The 21887-nt window shown below is 35.4% G+C and carries 19 protein-coding genes and 2 pseudogenes; 6 read left to right on the forward strand and 15 right to left on the reverse strand.

The window, feature by feature from the left end; genetic code table 11:
- Positions 1 to 11: 11 nt before the first annotated feature.
- From ACHZEU_RS12705 to ACHZEU_RS12720, 4 genes are all read right to left on the reverse strand, one after another.
- Positions 12 to 1124, reverse strand: coding sequence for a hypothetical protein (locus ACHZEU_RS12705; protein WP_115673065.1), 1113 nt, complete (start codon positions 1122 to 1124; stop codon positions 12 to 14).
- Positions 1125 to 1143: 19 nt separating this feature from the next.
- Positions 1144 to 2208, reverse strand: coding sequence for a hypothetical protein (locus ACHZEU_RS12710; RefSeq protein WP_115673066.1), 1065 nt, complete (start codon positions 2206 to 2208; stop codon positions 1144 to 1146).
- A 65-nt stretch (positions 2209 to 2273) separates the two neighbouring features.
- The gene (locus ACHZEU_RS12715; RefSeq protein WP_103117272.1) at positions 2274 to 2735 is read right to left on the reverse strand and encodes a GNAT family N-acetyltransferase; all 462 of its coding nucleotides are present in this window, start codon (positions 2733 to 2735) and stop codon (positions 2274 to 2276) included.
- A 672-nt stretch (positions 2736 to 3407) separates the two neighbouring features.
- Positions 3408 to 4460, reverse strand: coding sequence for a helix-turn-helix transcriptional regulator (locus ACHZEU_RS12720; RefSeq protein WP_404803463.1), 1053 nt, complete (start codon positions 4458 to 4460; stop codon positions 3408 to 3410).
- Positions 4461 to 5075: 615 nt separating this feature from the next.
- Between ACHZEU_RS12720 and ACHZEU_RS12725 the strand changes: the two genes are divergently transcribed.
- The 3 genes and pseudogenes from ACHZEU_RS12725 to ACHZEU_RS12735 all read left to right on the forward strand — a co-directional run bounded on the left by ACHZEU_RS12725 (position 5076) and on the right by ACHZEU_RS12735 (position 6820).
- Positions 5076 to 5450, forward strand: a complete 375-nt coding sequence (locus ACHZEU_RS12725) for a class I SAM-dependent methyltransferase (RefSeq protein WP_404803464.1) — start codon at positions 5076 to 5078, stop codon at positions 5448 to 5450.
- A 21-nt stretch (positions 5451 to 5471) separates the two neighbouring features.
- On the forward strand, positions 5472 to 5780 hold the full coding sequence (locus ACHZEU_RS12730; protein ID WP_404803465.1) for a hypothetical protein: 309 nt from the start codon (positions 5472 to 5474) through the stop codon (positions 5778 to 5780).
- Positions 5777 to 6820, forward strand: a pseudogene (locus ACHZEU_RS12735) (saccharopine dehydrogenase NADP-binding domain-containing protein). The gene ACHZEU_RS12730 and the pseudogene ACHZEU_RS12735 overlap by 4 nt, the downstream one beginning before the upstream one ends.
- Before the next feature lie 51 nt (positions 6821 to 6871).
- On the opposite strand, the gene ACHZEU_RS12740 reads toward ACHZEU_RS12735, so the two are convergent.
- From ACHZEU_RS12740 to ACHZEU_RS12750, 3 genes are all read right to left on the reverse strand, one after another.
- Positions 6872 to 7594 (reverse strand): amino acid ABC transporter ATP-binding protein, encoded by a 723-nt coding sequence (locus ACHZEU_RS12740; RefSeq protein WP_269897503.1) that lies wholly within the window; start codon positions 7592 to 7594, stop codon positions 6872 to 6874.
- Entirely contained in the window at positions 7587 to 8246 is a 660-nt protein-coding gene (locus tag ACHZEU_RS12745; protein ID WP_404803466.1) for an amino acid ABC transporter permease, read from the reverse strand. The genes ACHZEU_RS12740 and ACHZEU_RS12745 overlap by 8 nt, the downstream gene beginning before the upstream one ends.
- A 133-nt stretch (positions 8247 to 8379) precedes the next feature.
- The gene (locus tag ACHZEU_RS12750; RefSeq protein ID WP_048395754.1) at positions 8380 to 9174 is read right to left on the reverse strand and encodes a transporter substrate-binding domain-containing protein; all 795 of its coding nucleotides are present in this window, start codon (positions 9172 to 9174) and stop codon (positions 8380 to 8382) included.
- 422 nt (positions 9175 to 9596) lie between these two features.
- On the opposite strand from ACHZEU_RS12750, the gene ACHZEU_RS12755 reads away from it, so the two are divergent.
- Positions 9597 to 12605 carry an ATP-binding protein gene (locus ACHZEU_RS12755; protein WP_404803467.1) on the forward strand — a complete coding sequence of 1003 codons (3009 nt, stop codon included), beginning with the start codon at positions 9597 to 9599 and terminating at the stop codon, positions 12603 to 12605.
- A gap of 5 nt (positions 12606 to 12610) precedes the next feature.
- Entirely contained in the window at positions 12611 to 13333 is a 723-nt protein-coding gene (locus tag ACHZEU_RS12760; protein ID WP_231595762.1) for a DNA-binding response regulator, read from the forward strand.
- A 229-nt stretch (positions 13334 to 13562) separates the two neighbouring features.
- On the opposite strand, the gene ACHZEU_RS12765 is transcribed toward ACHZEU_RS12760, so the two are convergent.
- From ACHZEU_RS12765 to ACHZEU_RS12795, 7 genes and pseudogenes are all read right to left on the reverse strand, one after another.
- The gene (locus ACHZEU_RS12765; protein WP_404803468.1) at positions 13563 to 13931 is read right to left on the reverse strand and encodes a Na+/H+ antiporter subunit G; all 369 of its coding nucleotides are present in this window, start codon (positions 13929 to 13931) and stop codon (positions 13563 to 13565) included.
- Positions 13858 to 14193 carry a Na(+)/H(+) antiporter subunit F1 gene (locus ACHZEU_RS12770; RefSeq protein WP_404803469.1) on the reverse strand — a complete coding sequence of 112 codons (336 nt, stop codon included), beginning with the start codon at positions 14191 to 14193 and terminating at the stop codon, positions 13858 to 13860. The genes ACHZEU_RS12765 and ACHZEU_RS12770 overlap by 74 nt, the downstream gene beginning before the upstream one ends.
- Positions 14193 to 14675 carry a Na+/H+ antiporter subunit E gene (locus ACHZEU_RS12775; RefSeq protein WP_048395764.1) on the reverse strand — a complete coding sequence of 161 codons (483 nt, stop codon included), beginning with the start codon at positions 14673 to 14675 and terminating at the stop codon, positions 14193 to 14195. The genes ACHZEU_RS12770 and ACHZEU_RS12775 overlap by 1 nt, the downstream gene beginning before the upstream one ends.
- A complete protein-coding gene (locus tag ACHZEU_RS12780) occupies positions 14675 to 16180 on the reverse strand; it encodes a Na+/H+ antiporter subunit D (protein WP_048395766.1) in 1506 nt (501 codons plus the stop codon). The genes ACHZEU_RS12775 and ACHZEU_RS12780 overlap by 1 nt, the downstream gene beginning before the upstream one ends.
- Positions 16173 to 16511 (reverse strand): Na(+)/H(+) antiporter subunit C, encoded by a 339-nt coding sequence (locus ACHZEU_RS12785; protein ID WP_004233143.1) that lies wholly within the window; start codon positions 16509 to 16511, stop codon positions 16173 to 16175. Before ACHZEU_RS12785 ends, ACHZEU_RS12780 begins: the two co-directional genes overlap by 8 nt.
- A gap of 3 nt (positions 16512 to 16514) precedes the next feature.
- Positions 16515 to 16937 carry a Na(+)/H(+) antiporter subunit B gene (locus ACHZEU_RS12790; protein WP_404803470.1) on the reverse strand — a complete coding sequence of 141 codons (423 nt, stop codon included), beginning with the start codon at positions 16935 to 16937 and terminating at the stop codon, positions 16515 to 16517.
- Positions 16927 to 19338, reverse strand: a pseudogene (locus ACHZEU_RS12795) (Na+/H+ antiporter subunit A). Before ACHZEU_RS12795 ends, ACHZEU_RS12790 begins: the two are co-directional and overlap by 11 nt.
- 564 nt (positions 19339 to 19902) lie before the next feature.
- Between ACHZEU_RS12795 and ACHZEU_RS12800 the strand changes: the two are divergent.
- A complete protein-coding gene (locus ACHZEU_RS12800) occupies positions 19903 to 20589 on the forward strand; it encodes a histidine kinase (RefSeq protein ID WP_036075307.1) in 687 nt (228 codons plus the stop codon).
- Between the two features lie 28 nt (positions 20590 to 20617).
- Here ACHZEU_RS12800 and ACHZEU_RS12805 read toward each other — a convergent pair whose 3' ends face one another.
- Complete coding sequence (locus tag ACHZEU_RS12805; protein ID WP_404803471.1) at positions 20618 to 21823, reverse strand: MFS transporter; 1206 nt, start codon at positions 21821 to 21823, stop codon at positions 20618 to 20620.
- Between the last annotated feature and the right edge of the window lie 64 nt (positions 21824 to 21887).

Here is a 21887-nt window from a genome sequence, read left to right on the forward strand (position 1 = left end):
AAAATTATTTTTTAGCTAACAATTGCTATTAAATCGCTATTTGTCTCTTGAATTGTCATGACCTCGTTTACATCCATTTCCAAGACTTGTGCAATTTCATCTGGTGTATGCATTTTAAATAACATGTAGGTTGCTTTTACTTTTTTAATTCTTTCTAGGGACATATCAAGCTTTTGAGAAACTACACTATTTTGCTCTCCCATTTCAATAAGGTAGGCACCCATTAACAGTTTGCTGTAATTGTCTAATTCATTTTCATCATCTTGTTTATTTACTAGATTTGCAGCAACCACTTCTGCTGAAAATTCAATATCTAAGCCTTTATTAATCATTCGCTTCATCGAATCATATTGATCCGACCAACGTCTTAATGTGCCAGCCTGTTGTTTAACGAACGATACTAGCTCCTGATGGTTTGTATATGGCTTTGTTAACAAGCCTGTTTCTTGAAAGCTCTTTGCCACATCTTCAAAAAAGGCATTTACTTGCACCTGCACATCATTGATATCCTGTCTTAACTTTTTAACATCCTCCATCGCAGCCTTTGTTTCTTTTTGGATATTTTCAAATAGCTCCATTCTTTTTTCGCCTTGAATTATTCCATCTATTAACACCACCACAACAATAAGACCTACAACACCTAACCCTAATACCTCAAATATTGGTAGTAATATATCTTTCAATACGACGGTTAATACAAACCCTAGCATTAATCGATGAAAGGGATTAAAAGCCTGGAATTTAGGTACAGCTATGGAAAACGCAATAAATGGTAACCTATTATCAAAGTAAGTTTTCCAATCCCCATACTCTTTTAATAAAGTATTTAATTCATCTTGGATATCATGCTTTAAAATATTTAAATCAATTTTTGCATTACTTAATTCATTGTTTAAGTCATTTAACAGTTGAATAGCTGTTTCTTTCCTTTTCGGGTTATCTGTCCGAAATAGATTGTCACCAAGCCATGCACCTAGGTCAAATCCTTCATCTTTTAATTTAGATAAAATACTGTCTATATCTCCACCGGCTTTTCCAAGCTTGTCTTCTAGTTCAATTATATTTTTAATACTGGGTTGAAGTTCCTTTACATAGTTGTCTAATTGATATTCCGAAATTGGCATAGCATTTTCTCCTTTCTGATTAGGAAATAATTAAAGAAAATAATTCTTTATTTTCTTTATAAAAAGCTTCAATCTCCATAAATTCTAAATTCACTTCTTCAGCAACTACTGCTATGCTCTCTTGGTTTAGCAATAAGTATGCTGCTACTAACAGCTTTGCCTGTTGTTCTGATAGCTTTACATCTTGTGCTAATGTCACATAGTTCGCACCTGTTTCGAGTAGATAAGCTCCTTGTAAAACTCTCTGGTTTTGATAGATTTGTGCTGGTTCCTCTAAACTTTCGCTTAATACTTTTGCCGTTAGATGTATAGCTTCTTGGAATTCCATATCTTTTTCAAACATTGTATGAAGCATTTGATAATGGTCCGCCCATATTTTCAACTGCTCTCCCTTGCTCTTAATCTCTGTAATGACATCCTGTTGCGTATAGGGCGATTCTGACAACTTATCACTTTGATTTAAATTAGAGACGACATCGCCAAATAGTTTGTCCAATTCATTTTCAGTATCCATAATGATTGACATTAATTTAGCAACACTGCTTTTTGCTTCATTTATTTGCTCTTTTATGTTCACATCAAAATTGTCTAGGGTTACTATTATTTCATTTACTTGACTCGATTCAATTGTTGCAGTTAGAAGGGGTAATTTTGTTACTATCTCTTTTTCAATTAAGAGGGACAGCAATATGTTGAATTGAACATTTGAAGAAAAACTTGTCTCAAAAGGGATGCTTGATACTGCAAATGGAAGTAGGGGAAGCATTTCCTTAAAAGTTTGCTGTAATTCTCTGTTATTTTTTTGCAAAGTGTTTATTTCATTGACAAGTAGCTGTTTAATATGTGCCATACCAATTAAAGATTTTTGTAAATCCGATTGTAGTATTCTTACTTCTTCGAGATGTTTTTCTTTCTTTTTACTTGCTAATAAAAATCTCCTTTCTTTTTTTTGAATATAGTTTTTGATACTGCTGTCAATGTGTACAATGACATTTTCGATTTGTCCCTCTAAATTAAAAAAGTACTGAATCGTTTGCCGTAAATTTTCTTCATATGTCTGTAAAGCCGAATTTGATATTGGCACTTCACATTCACCTCTCTTTAGTTTTTAATAATGGACGAGAGGCAGCTTTAAAAGACTTGATACGTTTATTGCCACCTCATTTTTAAATAGAGTTCATCAGTTGACACTACATGAAATCCTAGTCTCTCATATAGATTTCTTGCAGGATTAGTATGAAGAACTTGTAATATCACTGGTTTATTTTCTTCTTTTGCCTTTTGCTGAAGATTGCTAATGAGATAAGATCCTACTCCATTACCTTGAAAACTTGGCAAAATAGAAATATCAATTATATGTAGTCGCTCAGGTAAATCTTCTGTTAACAATCTTCCAACATATTGCTCATCTGAAGTAATAATACAATGGCTTGCATGTGGAAATTGTTGTCTATATGAGGTTTGCTGTGCGCACCACTGCATTTCTAAAAAGTGCTGTATTTGTTCAGCAGACCATCCCCATGAATCTATTTCTTTCCTACGAGAAGAAGCATAGACTTCGTAAAGGAATGGCTCGTCCTCTTTCGTAATAGACTTAAGCTCTACTTCCATCCTTTCGCCTCCTTCTTTTCTTGAATAGCTTACTAATTATAGAGTCATATCCTATATCTCCCATACTTCATTTATCAAAAAATTCAGATTTTTAAAATCCTAGTAATAAATAATACTTAATACCCAAATAAAAAGTCTGTTATTGCATTTATTTTGTGGCTTTTAGCCTTTTTTTCATTATATTATAGGTCAATAGATTTCACTATGAATTTATTCCATTTTTTAGGTTAATTTTTCTTAACCTTTTATTATGATTAGTGATACTAGTAGCTAAAGTATAGTTATTGGCTTCTTTTTAACTATCAAATGGATTTAATTCCTTTATACTTACTTTCCTGTAGGCGAGCGCTGATCCGCTTCCATTCCATGCAGGGTTCGCCTGTCTCGCTATCCCACCGGAGTCAAGTAGCCTTCCAATCCGCCCCACAAAAGTGTTACCTTTTTAGCAAAGGTTTTCAAATAAGGTGGAGGTCTTCACTACTCTTATGAAGAGGTGTTGTCACCCATCACTTCTCTACAATGAAAAAAAGCCTATTCTTTCTCTAGTTATACAAATAATGGGCTATTTGTTCACTACAGCTAAGTATGAAAGTTAAGGAAAAGTTGACATCATCTTTTTTCAACAACATGAAGAAACTGCTAGAAAGATAGCAGTTTCGTTAGTCCACCTTATTAATCTAATTGGAAGCGGGAGAAGATCTTCCATACTAGCTCATTTCGATTTGAGACATTTACTTTTTGAAAAATTACCTTTAAATGATCTTGTACCGTGTAGATTGAAATATCAAGATTATAAGCAATCTCTTTTGTAGGAATCCCTTTAATAACTTCAAATACTACTTCCTTTTCTCTAGGGGTAAGATTATAGGCTGTTATTAAGAAATTGAGCATTTCTCTTGATGATGCTTCATTTATTAATAAAGCAATTTGCTGTTCTTGTTGGCTTGTCAGCAAAAGTGAAGCCCGAATAGCAATATAGCCTGTATCTTTGATAGGTACTATTAAAGAAGTATTTGAATTGTACTTGTCAGCAAGTAATTTTGCACAGATAGCTTGAATAGGCTTAGGAACTTGAATTTCTGCTAAACTTTCATACTTTCTTAAAATGGCTAGCAATTCACAAGCTTTGGTATTACTTGAAAGAATTTTTAACCCTTTATCAAAAATAACAATGCCTTGTTCTCCTTCTACAGCTGGAATCCTCTCCTCAATAATATAATGATAGAACTTCTTTAATGATTCACCCATAATTGGCATCAGTCTTTTTATAAGCATCACATCTTGATCTTTAAATAAAGGCTGTTCATTTTCAGCTCTTTTGAATAGTGTTAAAAAACCATAGCATTGTCCTTGATAAATTAATGCAGCTCTTACTTCATCACTAAAACCATTGGGCATTAAAACTTCTCTATAGCGAAAGCTTCGACTTGAGGAATCGCTTAACCTGCCTATGTTTTGCCCACTTTGAACTAAGAATCCATATCTATTTACATCTTCTGTCGTATATTCCAATTCCATAATCTCCTGATGAATCACCTCTATTGATTGTTCAGTAACTGCTCCTACCGAAAAAAGAGTATGTACATCCGTTAATGTACAGCAATACGCATCAAAATTTATATGTGTTCGTAGAGCTTCGATCATCAATTGACGATATTCAAACGAATTTTTGCTGTGCTTTAAGCATTGGTCAGATTTTCGTTGCCAATATTGTGCTTCCTTCATAAACACCTACCTCCCCCCAGAAATATGGGATAGTTCTTTTTTTCCGAAAGTTTATAATTGAGAATAATTCTTAATTGAATTGTACAGAAGTTCAACAAGTAGGAATACTATTTTGAAGAAAATTTTTACTTTTTATTTTCTTGCTAGCTACTTCCGTTATTAGTGGCTGCTCAGAGAAATCGTCTCAAGCAATTGTGGGTGGTGTGAATTCAGATTAAAGCTACTATTAGTGCCCCTAACTCGTCTGCTATTTTTCCAAGCATCCTGTTGGCAGAACAAAAGAGGATATTGAACTTATTACCTGGGAAACAGTAGATACCCTTTTAGCTCAAATACAAAAAAACCAAGCACAATTTATGGTACTTCCTCTTAATATGGGAGCTAATCTATATGCAAAAAGAGTGCCATTACAACTTATAGGAGGTCTAGCACATCAAACTATTTTCATACCTAGTTAAGGTGATCCACCAGATATTTTTAGGGAATAGTCCTACACAGATACTAGGTGACTTCACTAAACAGTCATCAGCCTTTCATCAGAATGATTGCTTAAAGATGAAGGAATTGCTCTCGAAATTTTAACGTATAAAAATAAATTGCTTTGGAGGTATTTTAATGAATAGATCTATACATAGCTGGGACAGTCCTTCTGTCAACAATTATCAACAGTCCATTCGACAAAAAATCATAGGCTATGATCTTATTTATGACATGATGGTCAATATACTTCAGAATTTCACCCCTGCAAATAAATTTTTAGTAGTAGGTGCTGGTGGCGGACAGGAATTACTCACATTAGGCAAATCCTTTCCTTCTGCCCATTTCACAGCAGTCGATACCTCAAAGGTAATGCTGGAGCTGGCTGCTAAACAAATTGAATCGCTACCACATCGACTTACTATTAAGTGGCTTGAGAAGGATTTACTCTCCCTAAGAGTTAATGAGTTATTCGATGTAGCTAGTTGTCATTTAGTTTTACATTTTATATGAAGACTTGACCAGAAGAGGGCAATGCTTCAAAAAATTGCGGATAGCTTAAATGAAAATGGTGTGTTATTTATCTCATCGATTAATGCTGATTTAACTTCCCAAACATTCAAACACGAGCTTCGTTATTGGCGAAGTTCCATGCTTCATAACGGAATAAGCGAGGATCATTGGGAACGCTTTGAACAATCCTTTCGCATGACAACTCACCCGATTACTCTTGAATTGCTTATTGATTTGCTGAAAGAGGCTGGTTTTACAACAATCCTTCCCTATTTTAAAACACATATGATTGACGCTTTAGTCGCTATTAAAGGAGAAACTACTATATGAAAAATGGGAATATCTTAATCATCGGAGGCTATGGTGAAGTGGGAGGGAAAATTGCAAAATTATTGTTGCAAAGCTATCCCAACAGAATATGGATTGCCGGAAGAAATATAGAAAAGGCTAAGGATTTCTGTGTCGAGCACAAAAACTTAGTAAGACCTCTTCAATTGGATGTGTCAGAAAAAGTGCATCCAGAGCAATTAGAAAATGTAGCACTGGTCATTATGTGTCTAGAGCAAAAGGATACTGCATTTGCACAGCTCTGCTTAAATGAAGGGATTATCTATATCGATATTACTGCAAGCTATACCTTCCTTAAAAAGTTAGAGGCACTTCACTCACTAGCTGTACAAAAACAATCTACAGCCATTTTTAGTGTTGGTATGGCTCCAGGATTGACCAACTTAATKGCCATGCATGYTGCAAGGCAATTATCCTCHCTCGAGAAGATGCAKATTTCCATCTTACTTGGGGCAGGCGATACACATGGCACCGCGGCAATTCTTTGGATATTGCAACAATTAAATAAACCCTTTAGTAGCTACAACAATCATAAGGTTGMTMATTTTACTAATAAGAGAACCGTGAAATTTAAAAAGATTGGGAAACGAAGTGTGTATCAATTTAATTTCTCTGACCAGCATACATTAACAAAGCRTTTCSSKTYTATKYCKATSGKCACAAGATTAGGCTTTGATGTTGAGCCACTCAATAAATTTGTATCCTTTTTACAAAAGAGTAGAATTGCTTGCCTATTAAAATTTAACGGAATACAAATCTTGCTCGCTTCACTTATTCAAAAAATTAAAATTGGTTCTGATGTGTGTGGCATACAAATAGAAGCCATTGGGACAAAACATCACAAAGAAGTAAGCTTCACATTAGACTTTCTTGATCGCGATGAATCACTTGTAACAGCGAAAGTTGCAGCATTTATAGCTAACGAGTTTCTTAACAATAAACATCCAGCAGGAGCCTATCATATTGAGGAATTATTTACATTAGACACCTTACAGACTCAATTTGATATATCCCTTCAATAAAAATGGCATTTAGCTCTCATCTAACGGAGAAGCTAAATGCCTGTTGTTTTATTATAAAACCTTCTCTAAAAAATCCTTTGCACGCTGTGTTGATGGCGCTGAAAAAAACTGTTCTGGAGGAGCATCCTCAATGAGCTTGCCGCCATCAAGGAAAAGAATACGATCAGCAACCTCACGAGCAAAGCCCATCTCATGTGTCACAATCAACATTGTCATCCCAGAATCTGCGAGGTTTTTCATAACAGCCAATACCTCTTTAACCATTTCAGGGTCAAGTGCCGATGTAGGCTCATCAAATAATATAACTTTAGGGTCCATGGCAAGTGCTCGCGCAATAGCAACACGTTGCTTTTGTCCTCCCGATAAACGATTTGGATATTCTAGACGCTTCTCAAACAGACCTACTTTCTTTAGTAACTCTTCTGCTTTGTTGATAGCTGTAGCCTTATCCAAACCCTTCACATTGATTGGCGCATATGTTAAATTTTCAAGCACAGTTTTATGAGGGAAAAGATGAAAATGCTGAAATACCATACCTACTTCTTCACGTATTTTCATTATATTTGTCCCTTTATCTGTCAGGACTTCCCCTGCAATCGTTACCTTCCCACTTGTCGGAGTTTCTAATAAATTTAAGCAACGAAGAAATGTCGATTTACCTGATCCTGAAGGTCCAATAATAGCAATTACTTCTTTTTCTTTAACTTCAGTTGATATACCCTTTAATACTTCATTCTGCCCATAAGATTTGTGTAAATCTTCAATTTTAATCACTTTTTCTCATTCCTTTCTCGATTCGTTTACCAAGGAACGTTAAAACAAGCGTCATGATGTAATAGATTACCCCTGCAAAAAGTAGTGGCTCAAGATAACGGTATGTCGAACCTCCTACAATGTAGGCACGACGCATAATATCTAATGCACTGATTACTGTCACAACTGCTGTTTCTTTATTTAATGTAATAAATTCATTTACTAAGGATGGTAAAATATTTTTTACTGCTTGCGGAATAATAATATCCTTCATCATTTTTGCATATGGAATACCCAATGCTTGTGCAGCTTCCATTTGTCCTTTATCAACTGCATTGATACCAGCACGGATAATCTCCGAAATATATGCACCTGAATTTAAACCAAAAGCAATAATAGCGGTTGGAATAGGCTCAATTTGGATATCTAGTAATTGCGGTACTGCATAATAAATAATTAGTAATTGTAATACAAGAGGTGTACCGCGGAAAATCGACGTATAGAAATCAGCAAAYSAACGTAAAAAATTCACTWTACCAATTTTACATARTGCTAAAAGTATACCTACKAKAAAACSAATGAYGGATKCASCSATWGCAAWTTGAAGTGTAACACCTATCCCTTTTAAAATATAAGGAATAGAGGGAACGATAGCTGTAAAATCTAAATTCACAGCGCTCCCTCCTTTCTTTTTCATCATGATGTAGCTTTGTTTTTTGTACCAAACACAAATTTAGAAGAGGCTTAAAGGATAATAATGAAAAGCACAAGCGATAGCACAAAAGTAGAGCTATCGCACGAAATTATTATTCAACTTTTTCTAACCATTTTTCTTCTAACTCTTTGATTTTGCCTTCTTCAGCTAGCTCTTTTAAAGCTTTATTAATTTTATCTTTTAAATAGCTTCCTTTTGGAACAGCGATTGCTTTGAAATCTTCAGGCTGTTCTTCCACTGGGAAAGCCTCTAATTGATCATTCGTTTTTAAATAGCCTTTCGCAACGCCACCCTCTAAAATACCTGCGTCTAAACGTTTAGACATCATATCTTGCACAATCTCAGGGATTCGCGTACGTCCTTCTACTGTTACATCAACCTTTTTCGCAATTTCATTACCTAAGTTTTCCTGAATAGATGCAGTTTGTACACCTATTTTTTTACCAGCTAAGTCAGCTTCTTTTTTAATACCGCTATCCTTTTTAACAAGGATTACTTGCTCTGTTTCATTATATTTATCTGAGAAATCTACCACTTTTTCACGCTCTGGATTCGGTGTCATACCAGAAATAACGACATCAATTTTCCCTGCTTGAAGTGCTGGCACTAAACTGTTAAAGTCCATATCTTGCACTTGCATATCAACGCCTATTTTTTCTCCAACTAATTTGATTAGATCAATATCAAATCCAATAATTTCTTCGCCTTTTGCTGCATCCACATATTCAAATGGCGCATAGTCAGCTGATGTACCAACTTTTAATACTTGCTTACCCTCTGTATCCGTAGTAGATCCTGTATCGCTTGCATTATTGTCTTTAGTGCCACATGCTGCAAGTACACCTATTACTAGTACCAGCATCATGATGAATAACTTGTTCTTCATAAATTGTAACTCCTTTTATTTATAATTTATTGTGTATGAGAATACATTTCTCGAATATAGTTGATTGGATATTTATTCATGTTGAAGAATAAAAAATCTATCTGCTAATTAAGATATACTCTTTTGAAATAATAATCAAGATAAACTAAAAAAATTTTAGCTAAATATTATATGCATAATTATCTTAAAAAAGATTTTATTTTTGTTTTCATTCATTTTACAACGTAACTTTACTATTTTCCGTTTTAGCATTATTTATTCCTCCATCATAAAAACAACTTAATTTCAACAGTTCAGAGATAGAGATTATCGCCATCCTTTAAGCTCGCMATAWTTAGATTTCATCGCTAGTAGGAATTTTGTATTAATGCCGTAAGTTATCTTGTATAATCCAAATAAATCATTTGAAAGGGATTTTTACGATGAAAAAATTATCGTTATTGTTCGCAATTATTATTGGCTCAGTGCTGATAGCAGGCATTACCTTTTTCTTAACTCAACCTAAGTCGCATGGGCCGCAAGCGATTGAAGGTGTGATGGATTTACGTCATCATTCATTTCACGATAATACGCCTATCAAATTAGATGGGGAGTGGGAATTTATCCCGAATCATTTAGTGGACGGTGAAGCCTTTGATTCCTATCAAAGCTATCTTGTTAATGTCCCTTCAGCTTGGACAAAATATACAATTGATGGGCAACAAATACCTGTATTTGAAAGTGGGACTTATCGTCTCAAGGTTTTAATCGATGATACCGAAGATATTTTAGGAATTAAAACGAGTAACATTCGAATGTCGAACGCATTGTATATTAACGGAAAGCGAGTTGGACATAGTGGAGAGCCAGCTGAGGATAGCAGCTATATACCCCACAATACCCCATATACCGCTTATTTTTCGCCTGATAAAAAAGAACTTGAATTGATTGTTCATGTAGCCAATTTTGATTATGCACCAGGAGGAGGAATTATTAGCTCCATTTTTTTGGGGGATCAATCTAGTATTGCAAAGCTTCGAGAGGGTGCCATATTCTACGATTTAATTACCTTAGCAGGTTTTTTAACAATGTTTATCTACTTTTTTGGCTCATATCTTTATTCAAAATTTGGTATAGAACAGCTTTACTTCTCTATATTTTGTTTCGCAAGTGGGGTTTACACCCTTACTCATGGCGAAAAGCTATTACTAGACTTTATAAATATTTCCTATGCTCCATTTCAGAAAATGCAAATGATCTCTAGTATAGCTGTAGGCCTTTTTATATTGTTGTATTTTTACCGTGCTCTAATAAAACATATGAATCGTTTAGTTGTGAAAGTGTTTTGCGCAATAGGTACCCTTCTAATGCTGGTTGCATTACTTCCAACATCCATTAATTCACTATTTCAGAATATCAACTCATTGTATGTATTCGCAAATATTGTTTATATCTTCTATGTACAAATTATAGCAATTTACAAACGTGCTACTGGAGTAATGTATTTAACATTAAGCTCTCTAGCCATTTTGCTTTATTTTATCGTTGCTACTTTAAATACAAATATTAATCTTGAACTGAGTGCTTTACCACCATTGTTGCCATTTATTTGCCTGACAATGCTTTCCCTATATATTTCTCATCGTTTTGCAGATTCTTATTTAGAAAAAGGCAAGCTAACGGAGGCACTGATACGTGTAGATAAATTAAAGGATGAGTTTCTCGCTAAAACATCTCATGAATTCCAAACGCCCTTACATGGCATTATAGGCATTTCACAATCTATGCTGAAGGATAATAGTTTACCTATCTCAGCGGACGAACAAAAAGAAAAAGTATCACTTATTTTCAATATTGCAGAACGTCTATCCTATTTAGTCAATGATTTACTTGATTTTTCAAAGCTGAAGGAGAATGAATTAACATTGCGGATGGCATCTGTTGATTTATATGCCATTACACATATGACTGTAGAAGTGCTTTCCTACACGATTAGTAAGAATGTCAAAATTTATAATCATATAGAACGGGGAACCTTTGTCCAAGATGATGAAAACCGTCTTCGCCAAATTTTATATAATTTAATTCATAACGCAGTGAAGTATACAAATGAAGGAAAAATTGATATAACTTGTTATGAGAAACAGTCATTCCTTGTGATTGAAGTTAAGGATACTGGGTGTGGGATAGCACCAGAAAATTTAAAAACCATTTTTAACCCGTTCCAACAATTCAATTATTCAATTGGTGGCAGTGGATTAGGTTTACATATTACAAAGGAGCTTGTCGAACGGCAGGGTGGGAAAATATTTGTTGATTCTATTGTCGGACAAGGCGCTACCTTTTCATTCAAATTACGAAAAGGTCAGCCGACAAATGAGGAATTACCATCAATGCCAATCCAAACATACCAGCATCCTTTCCTAACATTCCCACATATTGTTGAGAAAATASKAAAGAAWAAAWWTCTKATHGTAGATGACGATGCTGTTAATTTAAAGKTACTAATAGATATATTGACACAAGAAAACTATTCCATTATAGCAATTGATAATGGACACCATGTTTTTGAGTACCTTACACAACAACCTAGTATTGATTTATTAATTTTAGATATAATGATGCCCACTATTTCTGGCTATGAGATTTGTCAACAGGTTAGGCAACATTACACGTCTACAGAGCTACCTATTCTAATGTTGACTGCGGCGGTTCGCCCAGAGGATATGATTGCAGCCTTTCAATCTGGAGCAAATGATTTTTTACATAAACCTTTAGATGCTACCGAGCTAATGACAAGGGTTCGTAATCTTCTTTTATTGAAGGAGTCTGCAGAAACAGCTGTGAAAATGGAAACTGCGTTTTTACAAGCACAAATAAAACCGCATTTTATTTATAATGTCTTAAATTCCATTCTGTCCCTAAGCTATTTAGACTTAGATAAATCACGGGCAATGATTACAGATTTTGCTACATTTTTACGTAACAGTTTTGCCTTTGAAAATGCCAACAGTCTTGTCCCTTTGGAAAAGGAGCTTAGTCTTATTGAGGCATATGTAAATATTCATCGTACTAGATATCCTGAGCAATTAGAATTTAATATTTGCATGGATGAGCCTATCCAATGTCTTATTCCTCCTTTACTGCTTCAGCCTTTAGTAGAGAATGCCCTTCTTCATGGTTTGAAAGTCAGAAAAGAGGTTAGCGAGCTACTATTAGTTATAAGGCAGGAAGAGCATATGGTGATTTTCCAACTGATTGACAACGGCATTGGGATATCTTCAGAGCTTTTAAGGCAAATTCAAAATGGTGAAAAAACAGCTAGTCAAGGCATTGGTATTTTAAATATTTCCAAAAGATTAAAAAAATTCGACAACGCTACTATCCATTTTGATAGCCACGAAAACAAAGGAACGACTGTTGAAATAAGATTTCCAATAATTACTTTATAGAGGATGTGAGCAGCTTGTTAAAAGCAGTTATTATAGATGATGAAATTTTAGCCATTCGTTTATTAGAATCCATGCTAAAGGCAAGTGGCTCTATTGAGATTATTGGAACCTTCCAGAATCCAAAAGATGGTTTAGTAAATATTGATATGTTAAAACCTGATATATTGTTTTTAGACATTGAAATGACTGAAATGACTGGACTTGAATTTGCTTCTAAAATAGAAGATGTCTCAAGCTATATAGATATTGTCTTTGTTACAGCTTACGAAAATTATGCTTTAGAGGCCTTTAATGTACAGGCTATAGATTATATTTTAAAGCCCATTGACCACAACCGACTCTTAAAAACAATTGAGCGGCTACTTGAACGAAGGCAACATAAAAAGTTGATGCAACCAATTGAACATACTTCCGTAAATGAAGGAATCAAAATTATTCATACATTACACTTCCATATACACTCAGGAAAAGTTTCAATTGGTGATACTGTATTAACTTTATCAACAAAGGAATTCCAAATTTTATTCTTTTTAGCACAGCATTGCAATCAAGCTTTTCCAGCTGCTGAGCTGTACCGACTTATTTGGGACGAGGATAGCTTTGGACAAACACAAGCCTTACGAGTTCATATCAGCAATTTAAGAAAAAAACTTGAAACGATTCCAGGTCATACAGCTAAAATCGTTATGGTAAGAGGCTCTGGGTATCAATTGGTTTTTCAAGAATAATTTGAAAGGGAAGTTGATTTAACCAATCAACTTCCCTTTCACTTATTTAGAATCCACTTCAATGTTAAGAAATGTCCAATGTTTACTACCTTAAGCCAGTGCTCTCTCATCTTTTGAGCAGGGATTTCACCACTCTCTTTGAACAATCTATTCATCAATTTTGCAGTTCTACTATTTTCATTATTTTGCACTAAAAAGACTGTTTGCTTTAGGGCAAACAGTCCTCGTTCTATTTTATCGTATGCTCTTCAGGGAACAATTTTGACTTTAATTCATCTTCACCAGAGTCCTTTGCTAATGGAACGCGAGAACGATAGGCAGCACGACAAATTAAATGCCCTGCAACGGGTGCTGTCACAAAGACGAAAAGAATACCTAAAATGAGCCGTACACTAACAAAACCGTCATGCACCCAGAAATAGATAAACGCTCCTAACAAACAGGTTAAAACCGATAATGTAGAGCTTTTCGTAGCAGCATGTGATCGTGTATAGACATCTGGTAGGCGAATCATCCCAAATGCGCTAATAACACTCACAATGGAACCTATAAGAATAAGGATAACTGCTGCCCATTSAATCATTTGATTTACGTTCAACAATCACACCTCTTTCTATWTATTTTGTAAATGCAATCGTTCCGATAAACGCTAAAATGCCCAAAATAAGAATAGCTTCTAAATATGCTTTAGTCTTCAATATAATAGAGACAATGGCAATAGCCGATAATAAATTAACACCAATTGTATCGAGAGCTATCGCTCGATCAGGCATTGACGGACCACGGATAACGCGATATAACGACAGCGCAATGGAAATACTGAAGAAAGCAAGTGCAAGAAGTAATATATTGTTAATCATTAGCGTGTCACCTCCATTATCGCTTGTTCGAATTTTCCAATTGATCGTATAACAGCATCCTTTGACTGTTCGATGTCCATAGCATGAATATAAAAGACATCTCCCTCTTCCGATACCTCCATGACGACAGAGCCAGGTGTTAACGTTAACAGTAAGGCAAGAGCTGTAATCTCCCAATCACCCTCTAATACAGTTTTATATGTGAAAATACCCGGTGTAATATTTAGCTTAGGTGTAGTGATTTGTCTTAATACACTATAGCTTGATAAAAATAGCTCCCAGTTAAACAGCCATAATAACTTGATAATGGAAAAGACTCTCCTCATGTAAAATTGAGTACCATAAAAGCGATGCATCGCATATAGAATACCCATACCTACAACAAAACCCATTAAAAATGTTGAAAATTGTGGTGTCACTTCATCCTGTAAAAGTAACCAAAGTGTTGCGATAAATAAATTTAAAATAAACTGCATCGCCATTATTTATTCACCTCACCTTGCCATTGTTCGCCATCTAAAACTGCATCGATATAGATAGATGGTGTATAAAGTGTTTCAGCTGCATCTGTGACAAATGGTGCCAGTTTTTCTGCCCCAATACCTAACCCAAATGTGCAAACAGCTAGTAATGTTAATGGCAACAATATACGTTTAGGTAAAGGTTTTTCATCCTCTAAGCTAATAATGGTTTCGCCGAAAAAGGAAGAAAGAAATATCCTTAACAATGAATATAAAACAATTAAACTAGAGAAAAACCCTAGACCTAATAGAACGAAATGGCCACCTTCTATCGCACCTTGTCCAATTAAAACCTTTCCTAAAAAACCACTCAGTGGGGGTATACCAGCTAGTGAACACATTGCTATAAAGAACAACCATCCAAAAAAGGGGTAGTTACGAATAAGTCCACTCATCTTATCAATTACTGTTTCCCCAGTGAGATATATCATCATGCCAACAGCTAAGAACAACATAGCCTTAGCTATCATATCGTGCATTAAATAGTAGATAACACCTTGTAAGGCTGACTCTGTGCCTACAGCTAGCCCAATTATTATAAAACCAACGCCAATTAGTACATTGTAAGAGGCTATTGTTCTAACATCACGACCTGAAAGTGCACCGATACAGCCTGCTATAATTGTGAGTCCAGCCATGATGCCAAGAGCTGTGTGTGTGACTTCAGGATTGTTAGGGAACAGCAATGTAAAGGAACGTACAAGTGCATACATCCCTACCTTTGTTAATAAAGCAGCAAATAAAGCAGCAATGGCAGTTGGTGGTACACTATAAGATCCTGGCAACCAGAAGAATAATAAAAGTCCAGCCTTCAAGCTAAAGACGATTAAGAAAATAAGCGCTACTGTTGTAATAAGAGGATTAGCTCCTGCCTCCATTACACGAACTGAAATATGTGCCATATTTAATGTGCCTACCGTTCCATACAGAAAAGCTAGTGCCACTAAGAAAATCCAAGAGGCAACAATGTTGATGAGCACATATTTCAATGCTTCACGTAGCTGAATTTTTTCGCCACCTAAGCTAATCAATGCATAGGAAGCGAGCAACATTACTTCAAAACACACAAATAAGTTAAAAATATCGCCCGTCAAAAATGAGCCATTGACACCTGCTATCATCAGCAAGGTAAATGGATAAAAATACATTTTTTCATATCTTAGCTCCATTGTAAAAATTGCATATAGCATACAAATGAGGGCTACAATATTTGCAACTAACACTAATAGTGTCGCAAATGAATCGGCTACAAATGAGATTCCAAATGGTGGTGCCCATCCACTAAAATCAATGCGCATCACACCCTGTTCTTGAATCTCTACTAATAAAATGACGCTAATGATAATAATAAAGCTCAATGTCAATAAGCTGATGATACGTTGTAGCGTCACATGCTCTTTTAAAAACACCAGTAAAATAGCCGTAATTACTGGTACAATTAATGGTAAAACAATCATATTACTCATCAGGCGTACCTCTCAATTCATCAAAATTCCCTGAACCATTTGTTTTGTACGCGCGATACCCTAAAACGAGAACAAAAGCAGTGACAGCAAAGCTAATCACAATCGCTGTTAATATTAATGCTTGAGGTAATGCATCTGTATATGGTCCCTCTGATTCTCCTAATAACGGGACATCCCCTTTTTTTAAACCTCCCATAGTCAAAATCAGTAAGTGGGCAGCATGAGATAAAACAGCGGTGCCTAAAATAACACGCAATAACTGCTTCGAGAGGATTAAGTACGTCGCAACAGCTACTAATATACCTACTAAAACAAGTATTAAAGACTCCATTGGCTACTCATCCTCGCTTATACTTAAAATAATTGTTACAACAACCCCCACCACTGTTAAAGCCACACCTGCTTCAAAAATAGTGACAGTTGAAAAGCCCATTTTCCCAAAGATAGGAACATCTATATACGTATGTGCTTGTGTTAAAAATGGGACATCAAAAAACAACGAACCTATTGCTGTTCCAGTTGCTAGCAATACACCAAGAGCTGCAACTTTTTTGAAGTCGAAAGGCATCCCTTTATGAACAGTTTCAATATCATAGGCTAGATATAACAAAACAATGCCTGAGGCTAACACCAGACCACCTATAAAGCCACCACCAGGAGCATGATGCCCAGCMAAGAATAAATACACGCCGAGTGTTAAAATAATGAACACAACGGCTTTGGTGACGGTTCTTAAAATCACATCATTAATTTTCATGATCTGCTTCCTCCTTTCGTGGCTTAAGCTTTGTCAGAGCATAGACCCCTAAGCCAGCAATTAGAAGAACAACAACCTCTAGCATCGTATCAAAAGCACGGAAATCCCCTAGTATTGTATTAACGATGTTGGAACCGCCAGCCAATTCATAGGCATCATTGAAGTAAGTAGCCACTGGTTCAAAGCGATCATAGTGTACTACTGCTAAACCAACAATAGTTACGGTTGCACCAACAAAAATAGAAATTAATGCTTTTGACCATTGAACCCTTTTACGTGGTAGCTCTGGCATTAAATCTGGCAGATATTTAAAACATAAAAGGAATAAAGCTGTTGTGACCGATTCAACAACTAATTGTGTTAAAGCTAGGTCTGGTGCACGGAAAATAACAAAGAAGAAGGCAATAGAATAGCCTAGTACACCATTTAGCAACATGGCTGTCACCCGACCCTTTGCGAAAATCATCCAAACAGCAGCAAAAATCATGACAAACACAAGGATTAACTCGTAGGATTCTATAGCCGAATCTTTGTCAAAATTAAAGGTCATGGCATCTGACCAAACAAAATAACCAGCGATAAGTGCAACAAAAAATACATATATATAGACAAAATAATGTGTTAAATTACCTGTCATATATYYAWYRSTAWRCWTCYRKKAGSYMKTWKMAYTMWTSWMWAWMAWWMKATTGTAATACGTATTAAACGTATACTTTTGTGAAAATAGACGATAAAGTGGCTTCCAGCTTTTTAATGTTTTAAATAAGATAATTCCAATAATAATGACACCTACTGTCATCAATAACTCTGCATTGATGCCATGCCATGCATGAATATGTGGTGTTAACTCACTTGTAGTTGGGAATGTTGGATAAATACTAGCCATAGCAGGCTCTAAAATATAATGACCTAATATATTAGGGAAGAAAAAGATACCAACTACCAACAAGCATAAAATAATTGGCGATATTAACATGCCAAGTGGAGCTTCGTGTGGTTTTTTATCAATCTTCTCTGGCTGTAGTTTACCCAAAAATGTACGACTAATTAAAATCAAACTATAGACAAAGGTAAAGATACTTGCCACCCATGCTACTATAGGAAAAAACAGCCCTATATCAGCAATAGAGAATGCTTCTACATCACGAATGGCCAATACTGCTGCAAAAAACATTTCCTTACTTAAAAAGCCATTAAATGGTGGCAGTCCTGCCATTGAGAAGCTACCAATCACAGCAATTGTAAAAGTGATAGGCATGAAAGACATTAAGCCACCTAAACGACGAATATCACGAGTACCTACTTCATGATCGACAATTCCAACCATCATGAATAAAGCTCCTTTAAAGGTCGAATGATTCACAAGGTGAAATAGCGCTGCAAAGCTTGCTTGGGTGTAAAGAATTGAGTTTTCCTCATAGCCATAATAATGACCAACAGACCCAAGACCAAAGAGACTCATAATTAAACCAAGCTGACTCACTGTTGAAAAGGCTAATAATGCTTTTAAATCCGTCTGACGGACAGCATTAAAGGAGCCCCAGAATAATGTAACTAGGCCGATAACACTAACTAGCCAGAACCATACTGCCTCTCCTCCAAAAACCGGTGAAAAACGAGCAACTAAATAAATGCCTGCCTTCACCATTGTTGCGGAATGTAAGTAAGCACTAACAGGTGTTGGGGCCTCCATAGCATCAGGCAACCAAATGTGGAATGGAAATTGTGCAGATTTTGTAAAAGCCCCTAGTAAAATTAGAATAAGTGCTGGCGTAAATAAGGTATGATCTCGTATAACCTCTAMATTAGCTACAATTKCMMGAAWACTAAAYGTATGAGAAGCTACATAGAGCATTAAGAAACCCGCAAGCATTGAGAGTCCGCCAAAGACGGTAATCATCATCGCTTTTTTAGCACCTGCCCGAGAAGCCTTTCTATGATGCCAAAATGCGATTAATAGGAATGATGACACACTCGTTAATTCCCAAAATGTGTATAATACCATTAGGTTATCTGAAAAAACAACGCCAAGCATAGCGCCCATGAATAGTAATAAATAGCAGTAAAAATGATGAAGAGATTCTTTCGTTGATAAATAAAAAATAGAATATAAAATGACTAAACTACCTACACCTGTAATCAGCAGACCAAAAATCATACTGAGTCCATCTAGGTAAGTTGTGAAATTTATATTAAAAGAGGGAATCCACTCATATGTATGAATAAAGGTTTTACCCTCGGCTAATTGAGGAATATAGCGAGCGAGTAAAAGAAACAAGATGAATGGAACAGATAAAACAAACCAGCCAAGATGTGTGACACGCCTTAGTCGCCTGTAAAGCAATGGAATTAGAGCAGCACAAACAAATGGCAAAAGTATCGCAATGAGAACTGTGACCAAATGAAAACCTCCTACTATCTAAATCATCTAGCAAATTTTTGTGGTGATGGGCATGTAAAGTGCTAAGACTTTAGAAATTTGTTCAAGCTAAGGAACATATTAGATGTATTCTTGAAATTTATTAATGGAATGTGGTGGGGTATTAAAGTGCCTAATTGTTTATAAAAACGGTTATTTTAGTTATTTAGTCACTTCTAACCCGATGCAAGCCTAAATAACTTGTGGAAAATCAGATAATTTATACAGTTACAACTCAGTTAATATCAGCATAATGAAGACACTTGACTATCTATTTAACTCACTGCATAATAGTGTGGCATATGAAAGCAAATTAGCATAGATGCACAGAATGCATAAATTAAATAATCTCTAATTATCGATTTAAGCTTAATCCTTCAAGGGTTTTCCAATACATTTTCGTTAACTTTTATACATTTTTAAGTATAYAATATAAGTGAGCATAATGCACTGTAACAGCATCGATTTTAGCTGTTTTAGGATAATTTTTTCAAAATCAACAGTGAAATTAACAAAATACCAACAGATAAGAGGTGTACATTTTTTATGAAGCATGTAAAAGGGCGTTTGGATGAAAGTATATTAGTTTGTGTTTATTACGGCTTAAATGGCGAACGTTTGATTCGTCGTGGTCATAAGATGGCCACAATGCTTGATTGCCCACTCTATATTCTTTCAGTCGATTCGCAACCCCTTGATGCATTTGACGCAGAGAAATCTAGTTATATAGAGCAATGGAAAAAGTTATCAGATGAACTTGAGGTTGAAAAATTTATTTTGCAAGATAATGAAAAACGCCCCATACAAAAGGTTATTGCAGAGGTCGCGAAGAATTATAGTATTTCACAAATTATCGTAGGGCAAAGCGCACAAAGCCGTTGGGAGGAAATCACTAAAGGTTCGTTCTTAAACGTACTGTTAAAGGAAGTTCCTTTTGTTGATTTTCATATCGTAGCTGTTCAACGCCCAACCGATGATGATGCAAATGAAACATATGAAAAAGGAGTACGTGCTTACTTAATTAAAGAACAGGAGAACTTTAAAGTAGCATTTACATGTCCTAAGTATGTATCGATTGAAGGTATATTCTTCAAAGAAATTGGCACAGATTTTGACAATGGCATCTTTAAATTTACTTACAACGATAAAATGCATGAAGTTCATATTTCAGAGGGCTATGTAATTGATCAGGAAAAATTGCCAGCAGAATTCTTAGCTCCATTAAGACAATAAAAAAACGCGTAGATACGCGTTTTTTTTATTAGACAGCAGCTGAAGCAGGTTTATCTTTCGGTAAGAAGAAGGCAACTAGTAATAATAAAGGTAATAATGAAACAACAATCATTGTAAAATCAATGCCTTTATGATCCATTAAAACGCCGATAACCATTGCCCCTATTGCGCCCATTCCAAAAGCAAATCCTGTTGTTAAACCTGCCATGGTGCCAATTTTTGTTGGGACTAACTCTTGCGCATAGACCACCGTTACGGAGAAGCTAATCATAATCAACGTACCAATAATAACTAAAAATATCATAGCCGCCCATAATGGTACATATGGCAATGCTAAACAAAATGGCGTAGGGCCAACTACAGAAAGGATAATGACATTTTTCCTACCAATACGGTCTGATAAAGAACCTCCGAAAAAGGTACCTACTACACCAAATGCCATGAAGGTGAATATTAATATTTGCCCTAGTCGAAGGCTGACCTCATAGTGATCCATTAGATAAAACACATAAAAACTTGTTATATTTGTTGTATAAAATGATCGTGCAAAAATAATTGTAAATAATAATGTTAATGCGATTCCTACTTGTTTCTTTGTTAATGGAGGCAATGTTGAGACGAGTACACGCTTTTTCTTAGTTGCACGCTCCTGCTCCAATTGTTTTTTATACCATGTAGCAATTTTACTTAATAAAATGATACCAAACGTTGCAATTACTAATATGATTGCAGCCCCACGTTGCCCTAAAATATCAAAGATATAAGCACTAATTAATGGTGCTAGTGCTTGCCCTGAATTTCCCCCCACTTGATAAATTGACTGCGCAAGTCCTCGTTTAGATCCAGCTGCCATAAAGGAAACTCTCGATCCCTCAGGGTGAAAAATAGCTGACCCGAAGCCTATAAATAATACCGCAATAATAATAATCCAATACTGCGTTGTGAACGCTATAATAGCAATCCCTATAAATGAACTAATCATACCGATAGGTAAAGCATAAGGCATTGGTTTTTTATCACTAATAAAGCCTACCGCAGGCTGCAATGCAGAAGCAAATATGTTTAATACAAAAGAAATCATTCCAATTTGTGTAAAGGTCAATCCTAATTCACTCTTAAATATCGGAAACATCGCTGGGATAACAGCTTGCATCGTATCATTTATTAGGTGAGCAACACCGATTGCAATCATTATTGGATAGATTGGATTGGTTACATTTAATTGTTTATTCATGTTGCCACCTCACTCTTATTTTGTTTAAAAATGATTGTCGCATACTATCGACCATTTTGCACAA

It is taken from the genome of Lysinibacillus sp. S1 (assembly GCF_044986265.1).
Taxonomy (GTDB): Bacteria; Bacillota; Bacilli; order Bacillales_A; family Planococcaceae; genus Lysinibacillus; species Lysinibacillus capsici.

Excerpts from the sequence above, each read along its gene's own strand:
- ACHZEU_RS12705 (WP_115673065.1), bottom strand. The coding sequence starts at position 1,124 with ATGCCAATTTCGGAATATCAATTAGACAACTATGTAAAGGAACTTCAA.
- ACHZEU_RS12715 (WP_103117272.1), bottom strand. The coding sequence starts at position 2,735 with ATGGAAGTAGAGCTTAAGTCTATTACGAAAGAGGACGAGCCATTCCTT.
- ACHZEU_RS12720 (WP_404803463.1), bottom strand. The coding sequence starts at position 4,460 with ATGAAGGAAGCACAATATTGGCAACGAAAATCTGACCAATGCTTAAAG.
- ACHZEU_RS12725 (WP_404803464.1), top strand. The coding sequence starts at position 5,076 with ATGAATAGATCTATACATAGCTGGGACAGTCCTTCTGTCAACAATTAT.
- ACHZEU_RS12730 (WP_404803465.1), top strand. The coding sequence starts at position 5,472 with ATGCTTCAAAAAATTGCGGATAGCTTAAATGAAAATGGTGTGTTATTT.
- ACHZEU_RS12750 (WP_048395754.1), bottom strand. The coding sequence starts at position 9,174 with ATGAAGAACAAGTTATTCATCATGATGCTGGTACTAGTAATAGGTGTA.
- ACHZEU_RS12775 (WP_048395764.1), bottom strand. The coding sequence starts at position 14,675 with ATGGCGATGCAGTTTATTTTAAATTTATTTATCGCAACACTTTGGTTA.
- ACHZEU_RS12780 (WP_048395766.1), bottom strand. The coding sequence starts at position 16,180 with ATGAGTAATATGATTGTTTTACCATTAATTGTACCAGTAATTACGGCT.
- ACHZEU_RS12785 (WP_004233143.1), bottom strand. The coding sequence starts at position 16,511 with ATGGAGTCTTTAATACTTGTTTTAGTAGGTATATTAGTAGCTGTTGCG.
- ACHZEU_RS12800 (WP_036075307.1), top strand. The coding sequence starts at position 19,903 with ATGAAGCATGTAAAAGGGCGTTTGGATGAAAGTATATTAGTTTGTGTT.
- ACHZEU_RS12805 (WP_404803471.1), bottom strand. The coding sequence starts at position 21,823 with ATGAATAAACAATTAAATGTAACCAATCCAATCTATCCAATAATGATT.